General features: G+C 74.6%; 23 protein-coding genes and 2 tRNA genes. 9 read left to right on the top strand and 16 right to left on the bottom strand.

Annotation, left to right across the window (positions count from 1 at the left end; translation table 11 throughout):
- Nucleotides 1-28 precede the first annotated feature (28 nt).
- Nucleotides 29-1,954 carry an ATP-dependent DNA helicase gene (locus VKV23_01820; protein HLI14777.1) on the top strand — a complete coding sequence of 642 codons (1,926 nt, stop codon included), beginning with the start codon at nucleotides 29-31 and terminating at the stop codon, nucleotides 1,952-1,954.
- Nucleotides 1,955-1,995: 41 nt separating this feature from the next.
- Here VKV23_01820 and era read toward each other — a convergent pair whose 3' ends face one another.
- The 15 genes from era to lepA all read right to left on the bottom strand — a co-directional run bounded on the left by era (nucleotide 1,996) and on the right by lepA (nucleotide 16,267).
- Nucleotides 1,996-2,904: a GTPase Era gene (gene era / locus VKV23_01815; protein ID HLI14776.1), complete on the bottom strand. Its 909-nt coding sequence runs from the start codon at nucleotides 2,902-2,904 to the stop codon at nucleotides 1,996-1,998.
- Nucleotides 2,901-4,211: a hemolysin family protein gene (locus VKV23_01810; GenBank protein HLI14775.1), complete on the bottom strand. Its 1,311-nt coding sequence runs from the start codon at nucleotides 4,209-4,211 to the stop codon at nucleotides 2,901-2,903. The genes era and VKV23_01810 overlap by 4 nt, the downstream gene beginning before the upstream one ends.
- On the bottom strand, nucleotides 4,208-4,735 hold the full coding sequence (gene ybeY / locus VKV23_01805; GenBank protein HLI14774.1) for an rRNA maturation RNase YbeY: 528 nt from the start codon (nucleotides 4,733-4,735) through the stop codon (nucleotides 4,208-4,210). The genes VKV23_01810 and ybeY overlap by 4 nt, the downstream gene beginning before the upstream one ends.
- 4 nt (nucleotides 4,736-4,739) lie before the next feature.
- A complete protein-coding gene (locus VKV23_01800) occupies nucleotides 4,740-5,693 on the bottom strand; it encodes a PhoH family protein (GenBank protein HLI14773.1) in 954 nt (317 codons plus the stop codon).
- Between the two features lie 55 nt (nucleotides 5,694-5,748).
- Complete coding sequence (locus VKV23_01795) at nucleotides 5,749-6,123, bottom strand: histidine triad nucleotide-binding protein (GenBank protein HLI14772.1); 375 nt, start codon at nucleotides 6,121-6,123, stop codon at nucleotides 5,749-5,751.
- Nucleotides 6,120-6,353, bottom strand: a complete 234-nt coding sequence (locus VKV23_01790) for a helix-turn-helix domain-containing protein (protein HLI14771.1) — start codon at nucleotides 6,351-6,353, stop codon at nucleotides 6,120-6,122. Before VKV23_01790 ends, VKV23_01795 begins: the two co-directional genes overlap by 4 nt.
- A gap of 57 nt (nucleotides 6,354-6,410) precedes the next feature.
- Nucleotides 6,411-7,517 (bottom strand): radical SAM family heme chaperone HemW, encoded by a 1,107-nt coding sequence (gene hemW / locus VKV23_01785; protein ID HLI14770.1) that lies wholly within the window; start codon nucleotides 7,515-7,517, stop codon nucleotides 6,411-6,413.
- Between the two features lie 6 nt (nucleotides 7,518-7,523).
- On the bottom strand, nucleotides 7,524-8,054 hold the full coding sequence (locus VKV23_01780) for a transcriptional regulator (GenBank protein HLI14769.1): 531 nt from the start codon (nucleotides 8,052-8,054) through the stop codon (nucleotides 7,524-7,526).
- 68 nt (nucleotides 8,055-8,122) lie between these two features.
- Entirely contained in the window at nucleotides 8,123-9,595 is a 1,473-nt protein-coding gene (locus VKV23_01775; protein HLI14768.1) for an aldehyde dehydrogenase (NADP(+)), read from the bottom strand.
- A gap of 20 nt (nucleotides 9,596-9,615) precedes the next feature.
- The gene (locus VKV23_01770; GenBank protein ID HLI14767.1) at nucleotides 9,616-10,491 is read right to left on the bottom strand and encodes a fumarylacetoacetate hydrolase family protein; all 876 of its coding nucleotides are present in this window, start codon (nucleotides 10,489-10,491) and stop codon (nucleotides 9,616-9,618) included.
- Between the two features lie 68 nt (nucleotides 10,492-10,559).
- Nucleotides 10,560-11,342: an RsmE family RNA methyltransferase gene (locus VKV23_01765; GenBank protein HLI14766.1), complete on the bottom strand. Its 783-nt coding sequence runs from the start codon at nucleotides 11,340-11,342 to the stop codon at nucleotides 10,560-10,562.
- Nucleotides 11,339-12,439, bottom strand: a complete 1,101-nt coding sequence (gene dnaJ / locus VKV23_01760) for a molecular chaperone DnaJ (protein HLI14765.1) — start codon at nucleotides 12,437-12,439, stop codon at nucleotides 11,339-11,341. The genes VKV23_01765 and dnaJ overlap by 4 nt, the downstream gene beginning before the upstream one ends.
- Nucleotides 12,439-13,485, bottom strand: a complete 1,047-nt coding sequence (gene hrcA / locus VKV23_01755) for a heat-inducible transcriptional repressor HrcA (GenBank protein HLI14764.1) — start codon at nucleotides 13,483-13,485, stop codon at nucleotides 12,439-12,441. Before hrcA ends, dnaJ begins: the two co-directional genes overlap by 1 nt.
- A gap of 72 nt (nucleotides 13,486-13,557) precedes the next feature.
- Complete coding sequence (locus VKV23_01750; GenBank protein ID HLI14763.1) at nucleotides 13,558-14,469, bottom strand: oxygenase MpaB family protein; 912 nt, start codon at nucleotides 14,467-14,469, stop codon at nucleotides 13,558-13,560.
- A 10-nt stretch (nucleotides 14,470-14,479) separates the two neighbouring features.
- A complete protein-coding gene (gene lepA, locus VKV23_01745; GenBank protein ID HLI14762.1) occupies nucleotides 14,480-16,267 on the bottom strand; it encodes a translation elongation factor 4 in 1,788 nt (595 codons plus the stop codon).
- Nucleotides 16,268-16,373: 106 nt separating this feature from the next.
- Here lepA and rpsT point away from each other — a divergent pair, with 106 nt between their 5' ends.
- Nucleotides 16,374-16,658 carry a 30S ribosomal protein S20 gene (gene rpsT / locus VKV23_01740; protein ID HLI14761.1) on the top strand — a complete coding sequence of 95 codons (285 nt, stop codon included), beginning with the start codon at nucleotides 16,374-16,376 and terminating at the stop codon, nucleotides 16,656-16,658.
- A gap of 13 nt (nucleotides 16,659-16,671) precedes the next feature.
- On the opposite strand, the gene VKV23_01735 is transcribed toward rpsT, so the two are convergent.
- Complete coding sequence (locus VKV23_01735) at nucleotides 16,672-17,952, bottom strand: glycosyl hydrolase family 18 protein (GenBank protein HLI14760.1); 1,281 nt, start codon at nucleotides 17,950-17,952, stop codon at nucleotides 16,672-16,674.
- A 91-nt stretch (nucleotides 17,953-18,043) separates the two neighbouring features.
- On the opposite strand from VKV23_01735, the gene VKV23_01730 reads away from it, so the two are divergent.
- From VKV23_01730 to VKV23_01700, 7 genes are all read left to right on the top strand, one after another.
- Nucleotides 18,044-18,235 (top strand): ferredoxin, encoded by a 192-nt coding sequence (locus VKV23_01730; GenBank protein HLI14759.1) that lies wholly within the window; start codon nucleotides 18,044-18,046, stop codon nucleotides 18,233-18,235.
- Nucleotides 18,232-19,656 carry a glutamate--tRNA ligase gene (gltX, locus tag VKV23_01725; protein HLI14758.1) on the top strand — a complete coding sequence of 475 codons (1,425 nt, stop codon included), beginning with the start codon at nucleotides 18,232-18,234 and terminating at the stop codon, nucleotides 19,654-19,656. The genes VKV23_01730 and gltX overlap by 4 nt, the downstream gene beginning before the upstream one ends.
- Before the next feature lie 11 nt (nucleotides 19,657-19,667).
- Nucleotides 19,668-20,291, top strand: coding sequence for a YdcF family protein (locus VKV23_01720; protein ID HLI14757.1), 624 nt, complete (start codon nucleotides 19,668-19,670; stop codon nucleotides 20,289-20,291).
- A gap of 48 nt (nucleotides 20,292-20,339) precedes the next feature.
- A tRNA-Gln gene (locus VKV23_01715) sits at nucleotides 20,340-20,411 on the top strand.
- Nucleotides 20,412-20,480: 69 nt separating this feature from the next.
- Nucleotides 20,481-20,556 (top strand) — tRNA-Glu (locus tag VKV23_01710).
- Between the two features lie 1,203 nt (nucleotides 20,557-21,759).
- On the top strand, nucleotides 21,760-22,797 hold the full coding sequence (locus tag VKV23_01705; protein HLI14756.1) for a LacI family DNA-binding transcriptional regulator: 1,038 nt from the start codon (nucleotides 21,760-21,762) through the stop codon (nucleotides 22,795-22,797).
- A 283-nt stretch (nucleotides 22,798-23,080) separates the two neighbouring features.
- Nucleotides 23,081-24,316, top strand: a complete 1,236-nt coding sequence (locus tag VKV23_01700) for a M24 family metallopeptidase (protein ID HLI14755.1) — start codon at nucleotides 23,081-23,083, stop codon at nucleotides 24,314-24,316.
- The last annotated feature ends 12 nt before the right edge of the window (nucleotides 24,317-24,328 follow it).

The following is a 24,328-nucleotide window of genomic DNA, read 5'->3' as shown; positions in this document are numbered from 1 at the left end:
CCGGGTGCCTCCTCGGTAGCGTGGTCCCGTGGCGAGCGGTGACCTCGAGCGCGACCTCGCTCGGGTCGTCGCCGCGCTCCCCGAAGGCGGCGAGGCCCGCCCGGGGCAGGTGGCGATGGCGACGGCCGTCGCCGCAGCGCTCGAGGCTCGCCGTCACCTCGTCGTGCGGGCCGGGACGGGCACCGGCAAGTCCCTCGCCTACCTCGTGCCGGCCGTCCGCTCGGGCCGGCGCGTCGTCGTCGCGACCGCGACGAAGGCGCTGCAGGACCAGCTCGTCACCAAGGACGTGCCGCTCGTGCGCGCCGGGCTGCGCCGCCCGGTGCGCGCCGCCGTCCTGAAGGGGCGTGCCAACTACCTCTGCGCCCAGCGCGTGCGCGAGGCCGGCGCAGCCGGGGTGCAGGGCCAGCTCGGTGCGGACGAGCGGGGGAGCGGCCCCCTCGCCGCGCAGGCCCGCCGCGTCCTCGCGTGGGCCTCGAGCACCTCGAGCGGCGACCGGGCGGAGCTCGACTTCGAGGTCGATCCGCGCGTCTGGTCCGCCCTCAGCGTCACCGCCGAGGAGTGCCCCGGCGCCTCGCGCTGCCCGGCGGGCGACGAGTGCTTCGCCGAGGCGGCGCGTGCCGCCGCGGCGGAAGCGGACCTCGTCGTCGTCAACCTCCACCTCCTCGGCGCCGACCTCGCCGGGGGCGGCACCGTGCTGCCCGACCACGACGCCCTCGTCGTGGACGAGGCCCACGAGCTCGAGGAGGTGCTCAGCGCCAGCCTCGGCGCCTCGATCGGCGCGGGCCGGCTGCGCGCCCTCGCGACGGCCGCCCGCCTGGCGCTCGGCCCGGCGCGACGCGCCGACCAGGAGGTCTGCGACGCGCTCGTCGACCTCGCGGCCCGCTTCGAGGGAGCGCTCGCGCCGCTGGAGGGCCAACGGCTCGCCCCCGACGGCCTCGGCGGGCTCGCCGAGGTGGTGGAGCTCGCCGCGACGCGTCTCGAGCGCCTCGAGGCCGCGCTGCGCCGGCGCGAGGCGGCGAGCGAGACGGACCAGCGAGCGGCCCGGGCGGCGCGCGCGGCCGGCCGGCTGCGCGAGCAGCTCGTCGCGCTCCTCGCGCTCGGCCCCGACGACGTCGCCTGGGTGGCGGGCGGGGAGCGGCCGACGCTCGAGCTCGCGCCGCTCGAGCTCGCACCGCTGCTCGCCGAGCGCCTCTTCGCGCGCCTGCCGGTCGTCCTCACGAGCGCGACGGTGCCGCCGGGCCTCGCCGCGCGCCTCGGCGCAGATCCCGACCGCACCGACGAGCTCGACGTCGGGAGCCCCTTCCACTACGAGGAGCACGCCCTCCTCTACTGCGCGGCGCACCTGCCGGACCGCCGACGGCCGGAGGCCGCGGCCGCCATCGCCGAGGAGCTCGCCTTCCTCATCGACGCTGCGGGGGGGCGTACCCTCGCGCTCTTCACGAGCCGCGCCGCGATGCTCGAGGCCGCGGCCGCGGTGCGAGCGCGCGTCGCCTACCCGGTCCTCGTCCAGGGCGACGCGCCGAAGGCCGCTCTGCTGGCCGCCTTCGCCGCGGCGCCCGAGACGTGCCTGTTCGCCACGATGGGGTTCTGGCAGGGGGTGGACGTGCCCGGGCAGACCTGCTCGCTCGTCGCGATCGACCGCCTGCCCTTCTCCCGTCCGGACGACCCGCTCGCCGCGGCGCGCCGCGAGCGCGCCGGGCCCGCGGCCTTCCGCACCGTCGACCTGCCGCGCGCCGCGAGCCTCCTCGCCCAGGGCGCGGGTCGCCTCGTGCGGACGGCGAGCGACCGGGGTGTCGTCGCGGTGCTCGACTCGCGTCTCGCCACCGCCCCCTACCGCTGGGACCTCGTGCGCGCCCTGCCGCCGATGCGTCGGACGCGCTCGCGCGAGGAGGTCGCCGCCTTCCTGCGGGCGCTGCGAGCTGGCACCAGCGCCCCGGCAGCATCGCCCGCCTGAGGGCGGGGCGCGCCTCGGGCCGCGCGTCCTGCGCGGCGAGGTCAGTAGCCGAAGCGCTCGATGACCTCGCTGCGGCGCTGCCAGTCGCGCTCCACGACGACGCGCAGGTCGAGGTAGGTGCCGGGCGGGAGCTGGGCGCGCGCTGCGGTGCCGGCCGCCTTCAGCACCGAGCCGGCGCGCCCCACGACGATGGCCTTCTGGGACTCGCGCTCGACGGCAATCTCGCAGCGCACGTAGGGCCAGTCCCACTCCACGACCCGGCAGGCGATCGAGTGGGGGAGCTCGTCGCGCGCGACGCGCAGGAGCTGCTCGCGCACGAGCTCGGCGACGAAGAAGGCCTCGTCGACGTCGCGGACGGCCTCGGGGGGGTAGTAGCGGGGGCCGGGCGGCAGCCTCGAGACGAGGTGTTCGACGAGCTCGGCGACCCCCGAGCCGGTGCGGGCGGAGACCGGGAAGTACTCGGCGTCCTCGAGGCCGAGCTCGCCGGCCGCCCGGGCGAGCTGGTCGAGGACCTGGCGGCGAGAGGCGCGGTCGACCTTGTTCACGGCGACGACGCTGTCGCTCGGGAGGCGGGCGGCGACGTAGCGGTCGCCGCGCCCGATCGCTGCGCTGGCGTCGACGACGAGCACGGCGAGGTCCACGTCCTCGAGGGCGCCCCGGGCCGTCTCGTTGAGCCGCTCGCCGAGCGGCGTGCGTGGGCGGTGGATGCCCGGCGTGTCGACGAAGACGACCTGGTGGTCCGGGCCGTTCAGGATCCCCCGCAGCCTCGTGCGTGTCGTGTTCGGGCTGCGCGAGGTGATCGAGACCTTCGTGTCGAGGATCCGGTTGAGCAGGGTGGACTTGCCGACGTTCGGGCGCCCGACGAGCGAGACGAAGCCCGAGTGCGCGAGCGCGCCCCCCGCCCGCCCCTGCTCGCCAGGCTCGACTCGCCCGCCTCGCGACCCGCTCACCGCTGCTCGTGCTCGAGGTCCCCGGCCGCTTCGGGCACCTCCTCGAGCTGGACGATGCGCACGGTGCGGATGCGCCGCCCCTGGACCCGCTCGGCGACGAGGAGCTGGCGGCCGGCCTGCACCGTGTCCCCCTGCGCCGGCACCTGCCCGCGCAGGTGGAGGAGGAGGCCGCCGATCGTGTGCCAGTCGTCGCCGACGGGCAGGTCCGTGCCGAGGAGCTCGTTCACCTCGTCGACGGGCATCTTCCCCGAGACTCGGTGCTCGCGCTCGGACAGCGGCACGACGAGTGGCTCCTCGAGGTCGTACTCGTCGGCGATCTCCCCGACGAGCTCCTCGATGAGGTCCTCGAGCGTGACGATCCCCGCCGTGCCCCCGTACTCGTCGACGACGACCGCCAGGTGGTACTGCTGGGCCTGCATCTCCCGCAGCGTCGGCCCGACCCGCTTGGTCTCCGGGACGAAGTGCGCCGGTCGGCAGACCTCGGCGACCGGGCGGTCCTCGCCCCGGTCGCGCACCGCGCGCATGAGGTCGCGCGCGTAGGCGATCCCGACGATGTCGTCGAGGCTCTCGCGGTAGACGGGGAGGCGGCTCATGCCCGCGGCCATCGCCCGTTCGAGCGCGGCGCCGACCGGGGTGGAGGCCTCGACGGCGACGACGTCGGGGCGGGGCGACATCACCTCCCGCACGGTGGTGTCGCCGAAGGCGATGATCGAGGAGATGAGGGCGCGCTCGTCGCGCTCGATCACCTCCTCGTCCACCGCGACGTCGGCGAGGGCGAGGAGCTCGGACTCGGTGACCTCGGGCTGGGCGTTGCCCCGGCCCGGCGTGACGAGGTGCGCGAGCCCGATGAGCAGCGCTGAGAGGAAGCGGAAGGGTGGGAAGGCGACGACGGCGGAGACCACCGGCGCAGCGAGGAGTGCGGCACGGTCGGCGTGGCCGACGGCCCAGGCCTTCGGGACGGCCTCGGCGAAGATGAAGATGAAGACCACCTCGAAGACGGTGGCGAGCGCCACGCCGAGGGGTCCGAAGATGCGGGCCGCCTCGACCCCGACGAGGGTGGCGGCGACGAGCTGGCACACGAGCACGAGGAGCAGGACGGGGGCGAGGAAGCCCTCGGGGTCCTCGACGAGGCGGCTCAGCGAGCGCGCGCCGCGCCTCCCGGCCGCCTCGAGGGCACGCGCGCGCGCCCGGCTCGTGCGCACGAGGCCGGTCTCGGCGAGCGCCAGGAGCGCCGAGAAGGCGAGGAGGACGATCACCGCGAGCAGGATCCCGAGGTCGTCCGCGCCGAGGCGCGCGGCGAGGATCACGGCGTCGGCGCGTGCGGCGCGCCGCCGTGGTGGTAGGCGGCGAGGAGCGCGCGCTCGCGCGCCTCCATCTCCTCGGCCTCGGCGTCGTCCTCGTGGTCCATGCCGAGGAGGTGCAAGATCCCGTGCACGAGGAGGAGCGCGAGCTCGTCCTCGTAGGAGGCGGCGTGGCGCGCCGCGTTCGCCCGGGCGACGCTCGGGCAGATGACGACGTCCCCGAGCAGGACGGGCAGCTCGCCGTCCTCCGGCGGCTCCCAGCCCGGTCCGCTCCCGCCGCCATCGGGCGCCCGCCCCGGCGGGGTGAGCTCGTCCTCGATGGGGAAGGACAGCACGTCGGTCGGGCCGGCGTGCCCGAGGAAGCGCTCGTTCAGCGCGGCGATCGTCGCCTCGTCGACGTAGAGCACCGACAGCTCGGCGTCGCCGCGCACGCCTTGGGCGGCGAGCGCTGCGCGCGCCAGCGCGGCCCAGCGCTCGCAGTCGACCTCCTCGTCGGACTGCTCGTTCGCGACGAAGACCTGGAGGGCCATCGCCTCAGCGGCGCCCGCCCGCCGCTCGCCCGTCGTAGGCGTTCACGATGTCGCGCACGATCCGGTTGCGCACGACGTCGCGCTCGTCGAGGTGGACGAAGGCGAGGCCGTCGATCCCGGCGAGGATGTCCTCGAGCCCGACGAGCCCCGAGCGGTCGGCGAGCACGTCGACCTGCGTGACGTCGCCGGTGACCACGGCCTTCGTCCCGAACCCGATGCGGGTGAGGAACATCTTCATCTGCTCGGGCGTCGTGTTCTGCGCCTCGTCGAGGATGACGAAGCTCGAGTTGAGCGTCCGGCCGCGCATGAAGGCGAGCGGGGCGACCTCGATGGCGCCGCGCTCGAGGAGGCGCTGCGTGCCCTCCGGCTCGAGCATGTCGTAGAGGGCGTCGTAGAGGGGGCGGAGGTAGGGGTCCACCTTCGCCATGAGGTCGCCCGGGAGGAAGCCGAGGCGCTCGCCCGCCTCGACCGCGGGGCGGGCGAGGATGATCCGGTTCACCTGCTTGGCCTGCAGCGCCTGCACGGCGAGCGCGACGGCGAGGTAGGACTTGCCGGTCCCCGCCGGTCCGATCCCGAAGGTGATCGTGTTCTGCCGGATCGCCTCCACGTAGCGCTTCTGGCCGACCGTCTTCGGGCGCACCGGCTTGCCGCTCGCGCGCAGCACCTCGACGGTGAGCACCTCCGAGGCCCGCACGTCCGCCTTCACCATCTCGATCGTGCGTCCGACGTTCGCGGCGTCGAGGAGCTGCCCGGCCTCGAGGAGGGCGACGAGCTCGTCGAGGATCTGGCCGACTCGCTCGGCCTGGGCGCCCTCGACGGTGATCTCGTTGCCGCGCACGTGGATCGCGGTGTCCGCGAACTCCTGCTCGAGGAGGCGGAGGTGCTCGTCGCGCTGGCCGAGGAGCCCGACCATGAGGTCGTTCTCCGGGACGAGGATCTTGAGGGAGGTTGCGGACACGGCGACGCGTCGAGGCTACCAGCACCGGCGCCGGCTCCGGCCCTCCTCCCGTGCCTCAGCCCGGCGGCCAGCCGAGGCGGCGGCCGCCGATGACGTGGAGGTGGAGGTGCGGCACCGAGTTCGAGGCGTCCTCGCCGACGTTGAACACGAGCCGGTAGCCCGAGGCGGCGACGCCCTCGCGCTCGGCGACCCGGCGCGCCGTCGCCGCGAGCTCGGCGAGCAGGGGCCCGTGTTCCCGGTCGAGCACCGAGGCGTCCCGCACGTGGGCGCGCGGCACGACGAGCACGTGGGTCGGCGCGACCGGCGCGATGTCGCGGAAGGCCAGCGCGAGCTCGTTCTCCTCGACGATCTCCGCCGGCAGCTCCCGGCGGACGATCCGGCAGAACAGGCAGTCGGTGGGGCCGGTCCCCTCGGCGCCGGCCTGGGTCACGAAGCGTGCGGACGGGCCGCCGGCTCGGGGTAGAGGTGCTCGAGGCTGCCCGGCTCGATCCGGGCGGCGTCGACGAAGCGCTCGAGGTCCTCCTCCTTCAGGCGGATCACCCGGCCGAACTTGTACGCGGGCAGCTCACCCTCGTCGATGAAGCGGTAGAGGGTGCGCAGGTTGACGCCGAGGAACTCCGACGCCTCCTTCGTGCTCAGCCAGTGTGGTGCTGCACTCATCGCCACTTAGCGTAGCAGGGCTCTCTCGTTTCGTGCCCTCTCATGGCATCGTTCCTCCTAGATCGCCACGCTTCGTGGCGCCGGCGGGACCTGCAGACGGAGGCTGACCTCGCTCGCGAGGAGGCGACCCGCCCGGGTGAGGACGACCCGGTCGCCGCGGCGCTCGACGAGGTGGCCGATCGCGGGGTCGTCGCGCAGCGCCGCCGCCTCGACGCCGGCGCGGGTGCGGAGCGCGAGCTCGAGCCGCTCGAGCTCGCGCTCGGCGTCGCTGCGGCGCACCTCGGCGGCGACCGGCGAGCGCCCGGCCGCGAGGCGCTCGAGGTAGCGATCGAGCGAGACGACGTTGTGGAAGCGCCGGCCCCCGAGGTGGCTGTGCGCCGCCGGGCCGAAGCCGAGGTAGTCGCCCTGGGCCCAGTAGTTCTCGTTGTGGCGGCACTCGTGGCCCGGGCGTGCCCAGTTCGACACCTCGTACCAGCGGTAGCCGGCGGCGGCGAGGACCTCGTCGAGGCGCTCGTAGCGCTCGGCGAGGACGTCGTCGTCGGGGTGGCGCGCCGGGTCGCGCGCGAGCGGCGTCCCCGGCTCCACGCTCAGGGCGTACGCGCTCAGGTGGGGCGGAGCCGCGTCGGCGTCGAGGAGGAGGTCGAGCGTGCGCTCGAGGTCCTCGGCGCGCTCGCCGGGCCCGCCGTAGATGAGGTCGACGCTGAAGGAGGCGAAGCCCGCCGCGCCGACGAGGGCGAGCGCCGCGAGCGAGCGTTCCGGCACCCCCCGCCGCCCGAGGCCGGCGAGGACGTGGGGGACGAGGGACTGGACGCCGAGGGACACCCGCGTCACGCCGGCGGCGTGCAGCGCCTCGAGGAGGGGCGCGTCGACGTCCTCGGGGTTGCACTCGACGGTCACCTCGGCGCCCGGCGCCGGCGCGACGGCGGCGAGGATCTCGGCGAGGCGGGTCGCGCCGAGCAGGGACGGCGTGCCGCCCCCGACGTACGCGGTGGCGGGCCGGCCGAGCAGGCCGGAGGCGCGCGCGCCGGCGATCTCGCGGCACACCGCGCGCACGTAGTCATCCACGAGGTGGGCGCGGTCGGTCCAGGTGGCGAAGGCGCAGTAGTCGCAGCGCGCCGCGCAGAACGGGACGTGGACGTAGGCGCCCAGGCCGGCGCCGGTCATCGCCGCCTACGACGGGCGCCGCAGGAGGCCGAGGCGCTCGAGGCGGCTGACCATCTCCTCGGGCGAGTGGCCGAGCGTGGCGCCGATGACGCGCAGGTCCTCGCTGCGGATGGTCAGGACCTGCCCGTTGAAGTCCTGGCGCTCGAGCTGGATCGTGGAGAGGAAGCGCTGGAGCGCGGCGGCCTCCGGCCCGACGGCGCGGCGCAGCGCGGCGAGGTCGATGCGCACGCCCTTGCGCGTGGCGCGCGAGCGCGCGCCCTCCTCGCCGGCGCGGGCCGCGGCGTCGCCGGCGGGGACGTCGCCGGGGAGGAGCTGGTCGACGGGGACCTGGTAGAGGTGGGCGAGGCGCTGGAGGCGCGGCACGGAGATCGCCCGCTCGCCGCGCTCGTAGGCGCCGAGCACGGAAGCCTTGAACTCCTTGCGCGAGGCGATCTCGACGGCCTGGAGGGAGAGGTGCTTCTGGCGGCGCACGGCGCGAAGGCGCGCCCCGACCGCCGCCGCGTACCTCGCCTCGAAGTCGTCCCGTTCCTTGGCCATGGCGCGTCGTGTGCTGGGCCCCTAGGAGACGGTAGTCGACGGGTGCCTCGCGCTTCGAGGGTCGCGGCTCAACGCCCCGCCACGCCGTCGACGCGCCGGGGGATGCCGAGCGGGTTCGCCTCCTGGAGGGCCGGCGGCAGGAGGGCGTCGGGCACGTCCTGGAAGGCGACCGGGCGCAGGAAGCGCTCGATCGCCGCCGTCCCCACCGAGGTGTGCGACGGCGAGGTCGTCGCGGGGTAGGGACCGCCGTGGTGGGTCGCCCAGGTGACCGCCACCCCCGTCGGCCAGCCGTTCCAGACGACCCGGCCGGCGACCTTGGCGAGCATCGCCACGAGGCGCGCGGCCGTCGGGTCGCCGGTCTCCTCGCCGTGGACGGCAGCGCTGAGCTGGCCGGGCAGACGGCTCGCCACCTCGACGAGCGCGTCGTCGTCGTCGTGGGCGACGATGAGGGCCGCCGGCCCGAAGCACTCGACGAGCAGGTGCTCGGCGTCGCGGACCACGTTGGCGAGGTCGGTGGCGAGCAGCGTCGGGGTGACGCGGCGCTCGTCCGGCGAACCGGCGAGCACGACGTCGACCCCCGGGCGGCGTGCGAGCGCCTCGAGGGAGCGGCGGTAGCCCTCGGCGAGGCGGTCGTTCAGGAGCTCGGCGCCGGCCTGACCCGACGCCAGCTCGGCCGCGGCAGCCTCGAAGCCGGCGCCAGCGGGCACGAACAGCAGGCCCGGCTTCGTGCAGAACTGGCCCGCGCCGAGGGTGAACGAGGAGACGAAGCCGCGCACGATCTCGTCGCGCCGGCGCCGAGCCGCGGCGGCGGTCACGAAGACGGGGTTCAGGCTGCCGAGCTCGCCGTAGAAGGGGATCGGGTCGGCCCGCGAGGTCGCGAGGTCGAAGAGCGCGCGCCCGCCGGCCAGCGAGCCGGTGAACGCCGCGACCCGCACCCGTGCGTCGACGATCGCGGCCGCGCCGGCCTCCTGCCCGAAGATGACCCCGAAGGTTCCCGCCGGCGCGCCGGCCGCCTCGAGGGCTTCGGCGACGAGCTGCCCGGTGCGCGCCGACAGGCGCGGGTGGCCGGGGCTCGCCTTGAGGATCACGGGGCAGCCGGCGGCGAGCGCGGACGCCGTGTCGCCGCCCGCCACCGAGAAGGCGAAGGGGAAGTTGCTCGCCGCGAAGACGAGCGCCGGTCCGAGCGGGACGAGCACGCGGCGCAGGTCCGGCCTCGGTGCCGGCGGCCAGCTGGGGTCGGCGTGGTCGATCGTGGCCTCGAGGTACTCGCCGCGCCGCACGACCTCGGCGAACAGGCGCAGCTGGAAGGTCGTGCGGCGCAGCTCGCCCGAGAGCCGCTCGTGCGACAGGTGCGTCTCCTCCCCGGCGAGCTCCACGAGCTCGGCCTCCGCGGCCTCGAGGGAGGCGGCGACGGCCTCGAGGCAGCGGGCCCGCTCGGGAGCGCCGAGCGCGCCGTAGGGGTCGCTCGCTGCCACGGCCGCGGCGAGCAGCGCGTCGAGCGCCCCGGGCGAGGTGTCCTCGATGGTGGCGAGCTCCGGCACCCGAGCCTCCTTCCGATCCGTCAGGCGGGCGATGCGGCGACGCGCCGGCGGGCCGGCAGGCGCTCGACGGCGTTCTCGAGCGTCCCGATCGCCGAGCAGGAGATGCGCACCGTGTCGCCGACCTCGAGGGTGAGCTCCGACGGCGGGACCATCGACGTCCCGGTCAGCAGGAATGCGCCGAGCGGGAAGCTGAGGGAGTGGTAGAGCCACTCGAGCAGGTCGAGCGGCCGGCGGTGCATGCGCTCGACGGGCAGCTCGTCGGCGAAGACGAGCGCGCCGGCGCGCTCGATGCGCATCGAGACGACGAGCGAGCCCAGCTCGCCGAGGCCGTCGGCGAGGACGAGGCACGGCCCGATGGCGCAGCTGCGGTCGTAGACCTTGGCCTGCGGCAGGTAGAGGGGGTTCTCGCCCTCGATCGAGCGCGAGGAGACGTCGTTGCCGAGGGTGACGGCCTCGAGGCGGCCGTCGGCACCGGCCACGAGCGCGAGCTCGGGCTCGGGCACGTTCCAGCTCGAGTCGGCGCGGATCGCGATCGTCTCGCCGCTGGCGCGCACCGCCTCCCCGTTCGCCTTGAAGAACAGCTCCGGCCGCTCGGCGTCGTAGACGCGCTCGTAGAAGTCCGAGCCGTGCGACTCCTCGGTGCGTGCGTCGCGGCTGCGCTCGTAGGTGACACCCGCCGCCCAGACCGGCTGGTGCTCGACCGGCGCGAGGAGCCGGTGGTCGCCGACGGGCCCCGCCGTCCCCGCCGCCTCGACCGCCTGGCGCAGGCCGCCTGCGGCGAGGGCAGCATCGAGGGAGAAGGTCTCGGCGAGCAGCGCCTGCGGACCCGCTCCCGGTTCGCCGATCGCCCAGCGCGCGAGGCCACCGTGCTCGATGCGGAACAGCGCCGTCGCCATCTCCGACTTCCCTTCCTTCGCGCCGCGAGCGTGAGCGCGCCTGGCACGAGCCTCGGCGCGGGCCCAACCTAGACCGCGCCGACCCCGGCGTGCCCGACGAGCTCGGCGCCTGCGCCCCAGGTGCGCCGGGCGCACAGCAGTACCCCAGCGGCGAGGGCGGCGGTGTCGCAGCGCAGCACGGTCGGGCCGAGCCCGAGGCGCGCGAGGGTGGCGGGCAGCTCCCGCGGCGCGAAGCCGCCCTCCGGGCCGACGACGGCGAAGCGGGCGGACGGTTCGGGCGGTCCGCCGCCGAAGTCGGCGGCGACGAGGCCGTCCGGGGGCTCGGCGAGCAGGTCGGCGAGCGGGAGCGGGTCCGCGACCTCCGGCAGGGCCGGCCGGCGCGCCTGCGCGGCGGCCTCGCGGGCGACCCGCCGCAGGCGCTCCCCGCGCCGGCGCCGCGCCGCGGCGTCGAGCGCGACGACGGTGCGCTCGGTGAGCAGGGGGACGATGCGGTCGACCCCGAGCTCGGTGAGCTTGCGCACGGTCCACTCCGCCCGGTCGCCCTTCGGGAGGGCGAACCCCACGCCGACGGCGAAGGGCGGGCGGGGCGCCTCGCGCACCGGCCCGAGCGCCTCGAGGCGCGCCGCCTCCGAGCGCCGGGCGCGCCGGCGGGCTCCGGCGAGCGCCGCGAGGCACCAGCGCCCGGCACCGTCGGCGGCGACGACGACGGCGCCCTCCCCCAGCCGCAGGACCTCGAGGAGGTGGTGGGCGTCGGGCGGCTCGAGGCGGAGGTCGTCGAGGCGCTCGACGAAGACGAACGCCGCGGCGCGCCGCAGCGCCTCGTCGGGCGCGCCGACGGCGGGCGAGGTCACGACAGGCTCGAGCGGATGCGCGCGATGAGTCCGTGATCGGGATCGGCCACGGCCTCGCCCCGCAGGGCGGCGAGCTCACGCAGCAGCTGGGCCTGCTCCTTCGTGAGGTCCGTCGGGGTGTCGACGACGACGTGGACGACGAGGTCGCCCCGACCCCGTCCGCGCACGTGCGGCACGCCGAGGCCCCGCAGGCGGAAGGTGCGTCCGGTCTGGGTGCCGGCGGGGATGTCGAGCGGCTCGATGCCGTCGAGCGTCTCGACGTCGATCCTGGCCCCGAGGGCAGCCTGGGTCACCGAGACGTGCAGCTCCGTCTCGAGGTCCGACCCCGAGCGCACGAAGCGGTCGTGCGGCGCGACGCGCACGTGCACGTAGAGGTCGCCGCGCATCCCGCCCCGGTACGGCGCGGCGCCGGCGCCCGCGACGCGAAGCGTCGTGCCGTCGTCGACGCCGGGGGGCACGACGATCTCCACCACCTGCTCCTCGACGCGCCGTCCCTCGCCTCGACAGTCGCGGCAGGGCGAGGCGACGACCTCGCCGAGGCCCTGGCAGCGCTGGCACGGAGCGGAGGTCACGACCTGGCCGAGGATCGACTGGCGAACCCGCCGGACCTGCCCGGTCCCGCCGCAGTCCGGGCAGCGCGTCGGGGCCGTGCCGGGCGCGGCCCCCGAGCCCCCGCAGGCCTCGCACACGGCGTAGCCGCGGAAGGCGATCGGGCGGGAGGCGCCGAAGACCGCCTCCTCGAAGCGCAGCTCGAGCACCGCCTCGACGTCGTCGCCGCGCCGCGGCCCGCGCTGGCGCGGCGTGGCGAACGGGCTCTGGCCGAAGAAGGCGTCGAACAGGTCGCCGATGCCGGCGCCGAACACGTCCCCCGGGCCGCGCTGGCCGTCGGGCCCGAAGGCGTCGTAGCGGCGCCGGCGCTCCGGGTCACGGAGCGTCTCGTAGGCGACGGTGACCTCCTTGAAGCGGGCCTCGGCGGCCGGGTCGCCCCCGTTCGCGTCGGGGTGCAGCTCGCGCGCGAGCCGCCGGTAGGCGCGCTTGATCTCGTCCTCCGACGCGTCGCGGCGCACCCCGAGGAGCTCGTAGTAGTCGGTCGCCATCACTCGCCCCCGCCCGAGAGCTGGCGACCGAGGCGCTCGCTCACCACAGCCACGGCGGCGAGGGCGTGGCGGTAGTCCATGCGCGTCGGGCCGAGCACGCCGATCGTGCCGACGACGCGCTCGTCGACGGTGTAGGGGGCGACGACGAGCGAGCACTCGGCGAGGGAGGACACGCCGTGCTCGGTGCCGATCGAGACCGACTGGCCCTGCGCGAGGACGTCGCGGATGAGCGAGACGACGACGAAGGACTGCTCGAGGATGGCGAGGACCTCGCGTACGGTGTCGACGGCGCGGAACTGCTCGGCCATGCGCGCCGCGCCGCCGACGAAGACCTCGTCGGCGTCCCCGACCTCGCGCACCCCGGCGAGCGCCCGGTGGCAGGCCGACACGATGCCGTCGAGCGCGCGCCGACCGGAACGCCTCGGCTGGCCGAGGGCGCCGAGGCGCTTGCCGATGAGCTGCTCGCGCAGCGCCGCGGCCGCGGCGTCGATCTCCTCGTCGGTCGTCTCCTCGGGGACGTCGACGACGTGCTTCTCGACCGCCCCGTTCGAGAGCACGACGACGAGCAGGCATACCCGGGGGCCGAGACGGGTGAGCAGGAGGGAGTGGACGCTCAGCGCGTCGTGGGCGGGGCCCACGACGACCGCGGCGTAGTCGGTGAGGCGCGAGAGCAGCTGGGAGGTGTCGCGCAGCATCCGCTCGAGCTCGCCGTGCGCTCGCGCGAAGAAGTTCCGCACCTGCTCCTCGTGTGCCGGGTCGAGCGCGGAGGGCTCCTCGAGGCTGTCGACGAAGAAGCGGTAGCCCTTGTCGGTCGGGATGCGTCCGGCGCTCGTGTGCGGGTGGGTCAGGTAGCCCTCGCGCTCGAGCGCGGCCATGTCCGCGCGCACCGTCGCCGGCGAGACGTCGACCGCGCCCTCGCGCACGATGTGCGCCGAGCCGACGGGCTGGCCGCTCTCGATGTGCTCGGCGACGACGCGCCGGAGGATGGCCGCCTTCCTCGCGTCGAGCACCTCGTCTGTCGGCGTGTTCTGCTTCCTTGCTGCCAACGGGCTCTCCCGTCCCTCGCTCGCGCCGCCGGGGCGGCCGTGCCGGGCGCTAGCACTCGATTCTACCGACTGCTACCTGGCCGGTCGCAGAGCGCAGCGCGCTCGGGCCGCGGCGGCGACGAGGGAGGGTCCGATGGCCCAGCGCATCGCCGCCGTGAAGGCGCGCCCCGCCGTCCGCACGGGCACGGTCCGCAGCGCACCGCAGGGCGTCGCGCCGAGCAGCGCGCGGGCGTGCGCGGGCAGGAGGTCGAACGCCGCGTCCGTGAGGACGCGGTGTCCCACCACGGCCTCGGGCCGGCGCGCCAGCGGCCGGCGCAGGAAGGCCACCGTGTCGAGGGCTTCCGGGGTGGCCTCGAGCTCGCCGGCCACCGCGGCGAGGTAGGCGCGCACCTCGGCGACGCTCGCCGGCACGTCGCGGGCCCCGAGGCGCTCGGCGACCACCACCACCTCGGCGAGGTAGCGGTCGCGCTCGGATCGAAGCAGCGGGCGAGGCCCGTAGCGCTGGAAGGAGCGGAGGAAGCACCAGACCTCCGTGACGTGCACGTAGGTGAGGAGCGCCGGGTCGTTCGCCGAGTAGCGCCGGCCGTCTCGGGCGGTCCCGACGACGCGCTCGTGGGTGCGGCGGACGCGGTCGAGGAGCTCCTCGGCGAGCCGCGTCGGTCCGAACGTCGTCCCGGCGACGAAGCGGGCCGTCCGCTCGAGGCGGCCGAGCGGGTCGGACCGGAAGCCGGAGTGGTCGGCGACGCCCGCCATCGCCAGGGGGTGCAGCGTCTGGAACATGAGCGCGGCGAGGCCGCCGACGAGCATCGAGGGCAGGTCCGCGTGCACGACCCAGGCGAGCGAGCCTGGCCCGAACAGCCCCGGGTCCCCCGCCGGCTCGGCGTAGCGCGCGAGCTCCGCCGGATCGGGGCGCAGCGCGCCGGCGAGGCTCGCCGTGAGCAGCGAGCGCAGCGCGGCGCGGGCACGGGCGGCGGGCCAGGCCACCACGCGAGCCCTAGCCCTCCAGGCGCAGTGCGGAGACGAACGCCTCCTGGGGAACCTCGACGCGCCCGATCGACTTCATCCGCTTCTTGCCGGCTCGCTGCTTCTCGAGGAGCTTGTGCTTGCGGGTGATGTCGCCGCCGTAGCACTTGGCGAGGACGTCCTTGCGCTTGGCCTTCACCGTCTCCCGGGCGATGATCCGCCCGCCGATCGCGGCCTGGATCGGCACGTCGAAGAGCTGGCGGGGGATGAGCTCGCGCAGGCGCTGGGTCATCTTGCGCCCGTAGTCCTCGGCTCGGCTGCGGTGGACGATGGCGGAGAAGGCGTCGACCGGCTGGCCGTTGAGCAGCAGGTCGACGCGCACGAGGGGCGCCGTCTCGAGGCCCGCCGGCTCGTAGTCGAGGCTCGCGTAGCCCTTCGTGCGGCTCTTCAGCTGGTCGAAGAAGTCGACGACGATCTCCGAGAGCGGGAGCACGTAGACGAGCTCGATGCGCTCGGCCGACAGGTAGGCCATCTTCTCCTGGCGCCCGCGGCGCGACTGGCACAGCTCCATGACGGTGCCGATGTGCTCGGCGGGGGTGATGATGGTGACGCGCAGCACCGGCTCCTCGATGCGCTCGAGGTTCTGCGGCGGGGGCATCGCCGAGGGGTTGTCGACGACCCGTGTCGTCCCGTTCGTGAGGTGCGCCACGTAGGCGACCGAGGGAGCGGTGGCGATCAGCGAGAGCCCGAACTCCCGCTCGAGGCGCTCGCGCACGATCTCCATGTGGAGCAGGCCGAGGAAGCCGCAGCGGAAGCCGAAGCCGAGCGCGCTCGAGGTCTCCGGGACGTAGGTGATGCTCGCGTCGTTGAGCTGGAGCTTCTCGAGCGCGTCGCGAAGCGACGGGAAGTCGTCGCCGTCGAGCGGGTACAGGCCGCAGAACACCATCGGCTTGGGGTCCCGGTAGCCGGGCAGGGGGGCGTCGGCGGGCCGGTCGGCGTCGGTCACCGTCTCGCCGACGCGCGCCTCGCGCACGTTGCGCACGCCGGCGACGAGGTAGCCGACCTCGCCCGGCCCGAGCTCGTCAACCGGGCGAGCGCTCGGCGTGCGCACGCCCAGCTCCTCGACGTCGTGCGTCGTGCCGGCCTGGAAGAAGCGGACCCGGCCGTTCGCCCGCAAGGTCCCGTCGACGACGCGCACCGAGGCCACGACGCCCCGGTACTGGTCGTAGTAGGAGTCGAAGACGAGGGCCCGCAGCGGGGCGTCGGCCTCGCCGCGCGGCGGGGGGATGCGCTCGACGACGGCGTCGAGCAGCGCGGGGACGCCCTCGCCGGTCTTCGCCGAGATGCGCAGGACCGTCGAGGCATCGAGCCCGAGGACCTGCTCGATCTCCGCCGCGCAGCGCTCCGGGTCCGCGGCGGGCAGGTCGATCTTGTTCAGCGCGGCGACGATCTCGAGGTCGTGCTCGAGCGCGAGGTAGCAGTTGGCGAGGGTCTGGGCCTGGATCCCCTGGGAGGCGTCGACGAGGAGGACGACCCCCTCGCAGGCGGCGAGGCTGCGGCTCACCTCGTAGCCGAAGTCGACGTGGCCCGGCGTGTCGATGAGCTGGAGGACGTGGTCGCCCCAGGCGACGCGCACGCTCTGGGCCTTGATCGTGATGCCGCGCTCGCGCTCGATGTCCATCGAGTCGAGGTACTGCTCGCGCATCTCGCGGGGGTCGACCGCGTGGGTGAGCTCGAGGATCCGGTCCGAGAGCGTCGACTTGCCGTGGTCGACGTGGCTGATGATCGAGAAGTTGCGGAGCCTGCCGGGGTTGACCACGGGTCCATCGTGCCACCCGCCGGGGGCCGGCCCGCTCGCCCGCCCGGCGGCCGCGGCCGGTCGGCCTGCTAGGCTCCCCCGCGAGCAGCATCGCGTCGAGGGGACGATGGCGAACATCAAGAGTCAGCTGAAGCGGAACCGCCAGAACGAGGCGCGCCGGAAGCGGAACAAGGCCGTCCGCTCCGAGCTGCGGACGCGCACGAAGCGCGCCCTTCGCGCCGCCGAGGCCGGTGCCGAGGACGTCGCCGAGGCGCTGCGGGCCGCGGTCCGGCGCATCGACAAGGCAGCGGCGAAGGGGATCATCCACCCGAACCAGGCGGCGCGCCGCAAGAGCCGCCTGATGCGCCGCGTCAACGCCGCGAGCGGGGAGCGGCAGGCGGCGGCGGGCTAGCGGGCGCTCGACGCTACGGCGCGGGGTGGAGCGGAAGCTTCACTGGCGGCGCCGTGCCGGCGAGGGCGTCGAGCATCGCCGTGTCGCCACCTTCCATGCCGAAGGCCCACGCGCCCACGCCGGCGATGCGGAACTGGGCTGCGAGAGCGGTCTTCAGCGCGAGCGAAACCGGGTCGTCGTACCAGGTCTGGTGCCAGCGGCCTGCGCGGCGGAAGCGGGTGAACACGCTGTAGGAGACGCTGTCCCACAGCGCTGGACGACCGACGCTCGAGATGGCGGCGTAGGTGACCGGGACCGGGTAGCGCGTCGCTGCCCGGGCGCCAGGCCGCGGTCCCACGGTCGTGTAGTCGTTGCCGTAGAACGGGGTGCCGAGGATCAGCTTGCGTCGGGGGACGACCCGCACGTACTGGAGGAGCGCCTGCACGTCGCTCAGGTGCAGGGTCGGGTCCGCGAGAGGCGCCGACGCGCTCGCGCTCGCGTCCTCGTTCATGTCGTAGGCCATGATGAAGAGGCGGTCGGCGATGCGACCGAGCGCGGCGACGTCGAAGAAGCCGTCGTCGCCGGCCGACTGCGGGTAGGTATCGACGACGAGCTCCGCCGCCGGGTCGAGCGCCGAGAGCCGGGCGCGCAACGCGCGCACGAACCGGACGAAGCCGGCCCGACCCGAGCGCCCCTGGCCCTCGACGTCGAGGTCGAGGCCGTCGAGGTGGTCGCTGGCGAGCAGCGGACCGACGACCCCCATCAGCTGGTCGGCGCTTCGGCGCGGCGAGCGCACGAGGGCGCCGATCGCGTTGCTCGCGGTGCTCGTCACGGTGAGGAGGACCCGGTCGCCGGCGCCATGCGCGCTCGCCACGAAGCTCGAGAACGCGGGCGAGGTCAGGGCCTCCCAGGCAGGCCCGCCCTGCGCTGGGACGCCAGTCGGGGTCAGGGTGAGCCCGAACCAGGCGAGCTCGCTCGCCTTCGCGAAGTCGGCGGCGCCGAGGGCGCCCATCGTCCAGTAGGGAACGTAGCCGAGCACCTCGTGGCGGGCGATCGGCCGGGCGAACAGCCTCGTCGGGTCCTGCGGCGCGGGGGCGCCGGTCCTCGCGGGGAGGCGGACGGCGACGAGGCGTACGCACGCGGCGACGGCACGCTCCTCCGCGGCGAGCAGCCGGCGTGCGGCGCGCCTCGCCGCGAGTGCGGCTCGTTCGGCGGGCGAGAGGCCCGGCTGGAAGGCGCCGAGGCCGGCGGCGGCGCCGAGGCCGGCGGCGAGGAGGGCGAGGAGGAGGAGGCCGAGCACGACGCGGCGCGTCACGGCCCTCCACGGTAGTTGGGGCTGCCCCGCTGCTCGCGGCCTGCGTGCGTCGCTACGCTTCGGACGTCACATCCGCTGCGGGGAGGCCTCGATGCGCATCGTCGTCGACTACGAACGCTGCATGTCCAACGGAGTCTGCGTGGGGATCGCCCCCGACCTGTTCGAGATCCGCGACGACGGCTACATGTACGTCCTGGACGAGACGCCGGGCGAGGACGCCCGCTCCCTCGTCGAGCAGGCCGTGCGCTCCTGCCCGACGCAGGCGATCTCGATCGAGGGGTGAGGGCGCCGGGCGCGGTGCGGGTCCGCTTCGCACCGTCCCCCACCGGGTACTTCCACGTCGGCGGCGCCCGCACGGCCCTGTACAACTGGCTCTTCGCGCGCCGCGTCGGGGGATCGTTCATCCTCCGGATCGAGGACACCGACCGGAGCCGCAGCGACGAGGCGTTCACGGCGCCGATCCTCGCCGCCCTCTCCTGGCTCGGGATCACCTGGGACGAGGGGCCCTACTACCAGTCCGAGCGGCGGCACCTCTACGACGCGGCTGCCCGTCAGCTCGTCGCGCGCGGCCACGCCTACGCGTGCGACTGCACGCGGGAGGCGGTCGAGGCCCGCACGAGGGGCAACGCGGTCCCTGGCTACGACGGCTTCTGCCGGGACCGCCACCTCGAGCCCGGACCTGGCAGGGTGCTGCGCTTCAAGGTGCCCGACACCGGCGTGACGAGCGTGCACGACATCGTGCGCGGGAGGGTCGACTTCGACAACGCGACCATCGAGGACTTCGTCCTCGTCAAGTCGAACGGGGACCCGCTCTTCGTCCTCGCCGTCGTCGTCGACGACATCGACATGGCCATCACCCACGTGATCCGCGCCGAGGAGCACCTGCCGACGACGCCGAAGGCGGTCCTCCTCTGGCAGGCGCTCGGTGGTGGCGAGCTGCCCGCCTTCGCCCACCTGCCGGTCCTCGTCAACGAGCGGCGCCAGAAGCTCTCCAAGCGACGCGACCGGGTCGCCGTCGAGGACTACCGCGCCCTCGGCTACCTACCGGAGGCGATGCGGAACTACCTCGCCCTCCTCGGCTGGGGACCGGGGGAGGACCGCGAGATCTTCAGCCTCGAGGAGCTCATCGAGCGCTTCCGCCTCGAGGACGTCAACCGATCGCCCGCCTTCTTCGACGAGAAGCGCCTCGCCCACTTCAACGGCGTGTACATCCGGTCGCTCGACCTCCCGGAGTTCATCGAGCGGGCGCGGCCGTTCCTCGAGTCGGCGAACGCCTGGTTCCCGCCCGATCGCTACCGAGAGGACGTCTTCGTCCGGGTTGCGCCTCTCGTGCAAGAGCGCGTCGCGGTCCTCTCGGAGATCCCCGCGCTCGTCGCCTTCCTGTTCGCCGAGCCGTTCGCGTGGGACGAGGCCTCCTTCGACCGGGCCGTCCGGGCCGACGACGGCGCCCTCGAGATCCTGCGCGAGGCGCGGGCGCGCTTCGCCGAGTGCCCCTTCGACGCCGATTCGCTGAAGGCGGTCGTGCGCTCGCTCGGCGAGGCGGCGGGTCGTCCCCTCGCCAAGGCGCAGGCGCCGATCAGGGTTGCCACGATGGGCCGGACCGTCGGCCTGCCGCTGTTCGAGTCGCTCGAGGCGCTCGGGCGCGAGCGCGTCCTCGCGCGTGTCGACGCGGCCATCGCGGCGGCCGAGCGGCCCGCCGCGTAGCCGGGTGCCCGGTGCTCCTCGCGCCCGTCAAGCTCGCGCTGCGGATCCTGCGCCTCGCGATCCTCGCCGCGGCGGTCTACGTCGTCGTCTCGGGCGTCCAGGTGGTCGAGGCCTCCCACCTGCCGTCGGCTGCCGACGCGGTCGACCCCGCCTCGGCGATCGTGGTGCTCGGCGCGCCGCTCGTCGGCAGAGAGCCGGGCCCCGACCTCACCGCCCGACTCGGGCAGGCCCTCGCCCTCTACCGGGCGCACCGGGCGCCGCAAATCCTCCTCACCGATGCCGACTCGCCGCCCGGGGCACCCTCGGCCGCGGACGCCGGACGCGCCTGGCTCCTCGGCGAGGGCGTCTCGCCCTCCGCGCTGCGCGCGCTGCGCACCGGGGGCGCTGCCTCCGGGCTCGCGCAGGCCGCCCAGCTGCTCGGGGCCCACGCCCGCGTCGTCCTCGTGACCGACGCCATCGACGCGCTCTTCGCGAAGGGGCTCGCCGCCGGCGCGGGCCTCGACCCCGAGGTGTCGCCGGCGACGGGGTCGGAACGGAGCCTCCTCGCGGAGTCCGGCCCGCTCTGGCGACAGGCGACCGCGGTGGCGGCCGGCAGGATCATCGGCTACGGGCGGGTCTCCTGGGCGGCGCCCTGAGCAGAGACGGCCGGCCGTGCGCGGCTGTTAGGATCGGCGGGCACGCCTTCGGGGGTGGTGTAATCGGCAACACGACAGGTTCTGGCCCTGTTATTGGGGGTTCGAGTCCTCCCCCCCGAGCTGAGCGTGGCGCACGCGCCACGCTAGGATCCGGCCGGTTGGCGAAGGCCCTCGGCCCGAGCGCGACGTGGCCCCATCGTCTAGAGGCCGAGGACACCACCCTCTCAAGGTGGAGACACGGGTTCGAATCCCGTTGGGGCTGCCAGGCAGGTGGCGGCGTTTCGGCACGCTGCCCCGCCGCCGCGTCCAGCCGGAGGGCTGCACCCGTTGCCGGCGAGAGCCGGCTGCGAGCCATGGCGGTCCCAGCGGGGCCGAGCGCCCAGGCGGGGCGGCCGGGTCGCCGGGCACGAGGCCGGGTCCCCGCCGTGCCCGCCGCTCGTGATGCGCGCTGCTCGCGGCGGCGGCCGACGGGGCAGGCGGCCAGCCTCGCGTCCACGCGTGTGGCGTCGCTGCGGGCTTGACCGCCGCCCCCACCGGGCGACGCGCCTGCTCGGGGCAGAGCTCCTCCTGTCCGCCAGACGCTGCCGTCACGGACGGGGCGACCTGGTCGCCGTCACGATTCCGGCGTGCTCTCGCGTGAGGCTGGCCCGTCTGCGACCGCCGCGCCGCGCCGGTCTGCCACGAGTCATCGCTGCAGCCACCGTCGAAGGACGAGCCCGCCGCTGTCCTCGAGTGCGAGCAGCGGCGGTGTCAGCGAGCCCGCGCGTCGCCCAGCGCGCTGCAACCGGGTGGCTGCGGAGGTGCCGCCGGATGGCCCGGAGGTTGGGGTGCGCCCCGCCACGCGCCTCGTCGAGGGCCCCGTGCGATCCCGGCGCTGCCGGGTCCGCGGCGCCGGGTGGGCAGGCGAGCTGACCGACCAGCTCGGCCGACCGTCGGCGCGCCGGTGGAGAGCCAACGAATCTTGCAGTTCCTGTGGCACTCCAGTGCGCCCGCGTCGCGACTCCTTGCGGGTGAGCCGGCGTGCTCCGCCCCGGCCACGGCTGGCGAACCCCCGTCGGGGTGCCATCGGAGCGAGCGCAACGAGCGAGGCAGCAGCGGCCGCCCGCGCACGGATCTGGCGGGAGGATCGGGACCGTCCGCCGCTCGAAGGTGGGCAGTGCCGGGAACCGCTGCCTCGGCCGGCGTGTCGGCGCAGGTTGCGCGCTCCGAGTCGCTCCGCGTGCGTGTCGCGACGCCGCGCCCGACGGCGCCGGGCTCGGGTGCGCACGCGGCGGAGGGCGGCGATGCGAGGTTCCGGCTGACGGGCCCCCCTCGCCGCGAGCGAGCGGTTCGCGCAGCAGACCTCCGGGAGCGCCTCGGCGGGCTCGATAGAGTGCAGCCGTGGGTTGCTCGAGAGGCGTTCGGCGGCGGGAGGTCGCGCTCGAGGCGCAGGCGGCGAGTGCCCGCCGGACGGAGTTGGGCGGCTGAGGTGGCAAAGGTCACGCTCTTCGAGGTCGCGAAGCTGGCGAACGTCCATCCCTCGACCGCCTCGCGAGCGCTCAGCCCGACGATCTCGCGCGAGGTGAGCGAGGCAACTCGTCTCAAGGTGCTCGAGGCTGCGACTGCCCTCGGGTACCGCCCGAACGTCGTGGCACGAGGGTTGCGCCAGGGGCGCACGGGCACGATCGGCGTCGTCATCACCGACTTCGAGCACCTCTACAACGCGCCGGTCCTGCGCGGCGTCGAGGTGTCCCTCGAGGAGGCCGGCCTCATGCCGCTCGTCGCGGAGACGCACGACTCCTCGAAGCGCCTCGAGCGCGCGCTCGACCACCTCGTCGGCCGGCGCGCCGACGCCATCATCGTCACGGCGGCGCGCTTCGGCGACGAGCCGGCGATCACGAAGGCCGCCCAGTTCCTCCCGGTGATCCTCGCCGTGAGGACGCTGCCGGGTACCCGGCTCCCGACGGTCGCGCACGACGACTTCGAGGGCGGGCTCCTCGCCGCGCGCCACCTCGTGTCGCTCGGCCACCGGCGGGTCGCGGAGATCGGCGGCGCTCGCGACGTCTCGTCGTTCGTGCAGCGGCGTGCAGGCTTCCGTGCCGGCCTCAAGGAGGCCGGCATCGTCGAGCTCCGCAGCGAGGGAGCGGCCCGGGTGCCCGGCATCGAGGAGGGCTACCGGCTCGCCTGCGAGCTCGTCGAGGAGGCGGCGGAGCTCCCGACGGCGGTGTTCGCGCACAACGACCTGCTCGCTGCGGGGGCGATCGACGCGTTCGCCGAGGCGGGCCTGCGCTGCCCGGACGACATCTCGATCGTGGGCTACGACGACATGGTGCTCGCGGACCACCTCAGCCCGCCGCTCACGACCATTCGCCTGCCCTCGTTCCACCTCGGCCGGCTCGCCGCCGAGCTCGCGCTCTCCCTGCTCGACAAGCCCGGCACGCCGGCTCCCCGCGTGGCGCTGCCCCCGGAGCTCGTGGTCCGGCGCTCGACCGCGCCAGTCAGGACCGTCGAGGCGCGGGTCGGCTGAACGGCGGCCCCCAGGCCGTTGTGGCCGGCCGCTCCGGCGGGCGGCCCCCTGCCCCCCTCTCTCGACCCCCTGCCCCCTCTTGACAGCGCGGGCGTGCTGACGCACGATGGTTACGCAAAGGTTTGGGATCAAGGCAGCAGCGCCGTGAGCAGGGGGAATGACTGAGGCGCTGGTCGTGTGGCCTGCGGGGGAAGGGGTGCCTGGCTGAGGCAGTGCGATGGCAATGCCTCCTACCTGGGAAAGTAGAGGATCGTATGGAGCGCAATCGATGAGCCGCACCGGCATGAGCGCAGCGCCTGCACCGGGCGCGATGGCGGTCGACTTCGAGCAGCGGGTCGACTTCCGACGCCTCCACGAGTACCGGCTCGGCCGGGCGCGCGAAGCACTGGAGCGCTCTGAGCTGGGCGCGCTGCTCTGCTTCGACCTCAACAACATTCGCTACATCACGAGCACGGCGATCGGGGAGTGGACGCGCGACAAGCTGAGTCGCTACGTGGTGCTCGCGCGCAACGCCGAGCCGGTCCTGTGGGACTTCGGCTCGGCCGCGGTCCACCACCGGCTGTACTCGCCGTGGCTTCGGCCGGAGAACTCCCGCGCCGCGTGGACGACGATGCGGGGTGCCGTCGGCCCCGAGGTCGGGCTCGCGGACCTCGCCGTGAGCGAGATCCTCGACACGCTGCGGCAGGCAGGCGTCGCCGACATGCCGATCGGCATCGACATCGTTGACGCACCGACGATCTTCGCGTTGCAGCGCGCCGGCATCGAGGTGCGCGACGGCCAGCAGGTGATGCTCGACGCTCGCCAGATCAAGTCGCCCGACGAGATCATGCTGCTGTCTCGCGCTGCTGCCATGGTGGACGGCGCGTACCAGCTCGTCGCCGAAGCCCTGAAGCCGGGCGTGCGCGAGAACGAGATCGTGGCGCTCGTCAACGACACCCTCTACCGGATGGGCTCCGACGACGTCGAGTCGGTGAACGCCGTGTCGGGCGAGCGCTGCGTCCCCCATCCGCACAACTTCTCCGACCGCATGATCCGCCCGGGCGAGCAGGCCTTCTTCGACGTCATGCACGCCTTCAACGGCTACCGGACCTGCTACTACCGGTGCTTCTCGGTCGGCTACTCGACCCAGGCGCAGCGGGACGCCTACAAGCGAGCCCGCGAGTGGATGGACGGTGCGATCGAGATGATCAAGCCGGGCGTGACGACCGACCAGATCGCGAGGAGCTGGCCGACTGCCGAGGAGATCGGTCTCGCCTCCGAACGCGAGGCCTTCGGGCTGCTCTTCGGTCACGGGCTCGGCCTGGCCCTCCACGAGCGGCCGATCATCAGCCGCCTCAACTCCCTCGAGCACCCGATGGAGATCAAGGCGGGGATGGTCTTCGCCCTCGAGACCTACTGCCCGGCCTCGGACGGGCACTCGGCCGCCCGGATCGAGGAGGAGATCGTGGTGACCGACAACGGTCCGCAGGTCATCACGTTGTTCCCGGCGGAGGAGCTCTTCGTCGCCAACGCCTACTAGCGGCGCGCTTGG

It is taken from the genome of Acidimicrobiales bacterium (assembly GCA_035294085.1).
In the GTDB taxonomy this organism is placed as follows: domain Bacteria; phylum Actinomycetota; class Acidimicrobiia; order Acidimicrobiales; family Bog-793; genus DATGLP01.
This window is presented reverse-complemented; position numbering and strand designations above follow the sequence as displayed.

Bases quoted from the DNA above. Each gene is read 5' to 3' on its own strand.
- VKV23_01780 (HLI14769.1), bottom strand. From the start codon at position 8,054: ATGGCCAAGGAACGGGACGACTTCGAGGCGAGGTACGCGGCGGCGGTC.
- VKV23_01770 (HLI14767.1), bottom strand. From the start codon at position 10,491: ATGGCGACGGCGCTGTTCCGCATCGAGCACGGTGGCCTCGCGCGCTGG.
- VKV23_01730 (HLI14759.1), top strand. From the start codon at position 18,044: ATGCGCATCGTCGTCGACTACGAACGCTGCATGTCCAACGGAGTCTGC.
- VKV23_01790 (HLI14771.1), bottom strand. From the start codon at position 6,353: ATGAGTGCAGCACCACACTGGCTGAGCACGAAGGAGGCGTCGGAGTTC.
- rpsT (HLI14761.1), top strand. From the start codon at position 16,374: ATGGCGAACATCAAGAGTCAGCTGAAGCGGAACCGCCAGAACGAGGCG.
- hemW (HLI14770.1), bottom strand. From the start codon at position 7,517: ATGACCGGCGCCGGCCTGGGCGCCTACGTCCACGTCCCGTTCTGCGCG.
- VKV23_01700 (HLI14755.1), top strand. From the start codon at position 23,081: ATGAGCGCAGCGCCTGCACCGGGCGCGATGGCGGTCGACTTCGAGCAG.
- ybeY (HLI14774.1), bottom strand. From the start codon at position 4,735: ATGGCCCTCCAGGTCTTCGTCGCGAACGAGCAGTCCGACGAGGAGGTC.
- dnaJ (HLI14765.1), bottom strand. From the start codon at position 12,439: ATGGCGACCGACTACTACGAGCTCCTCGGGGTGCGCCGCGACGCGTCG.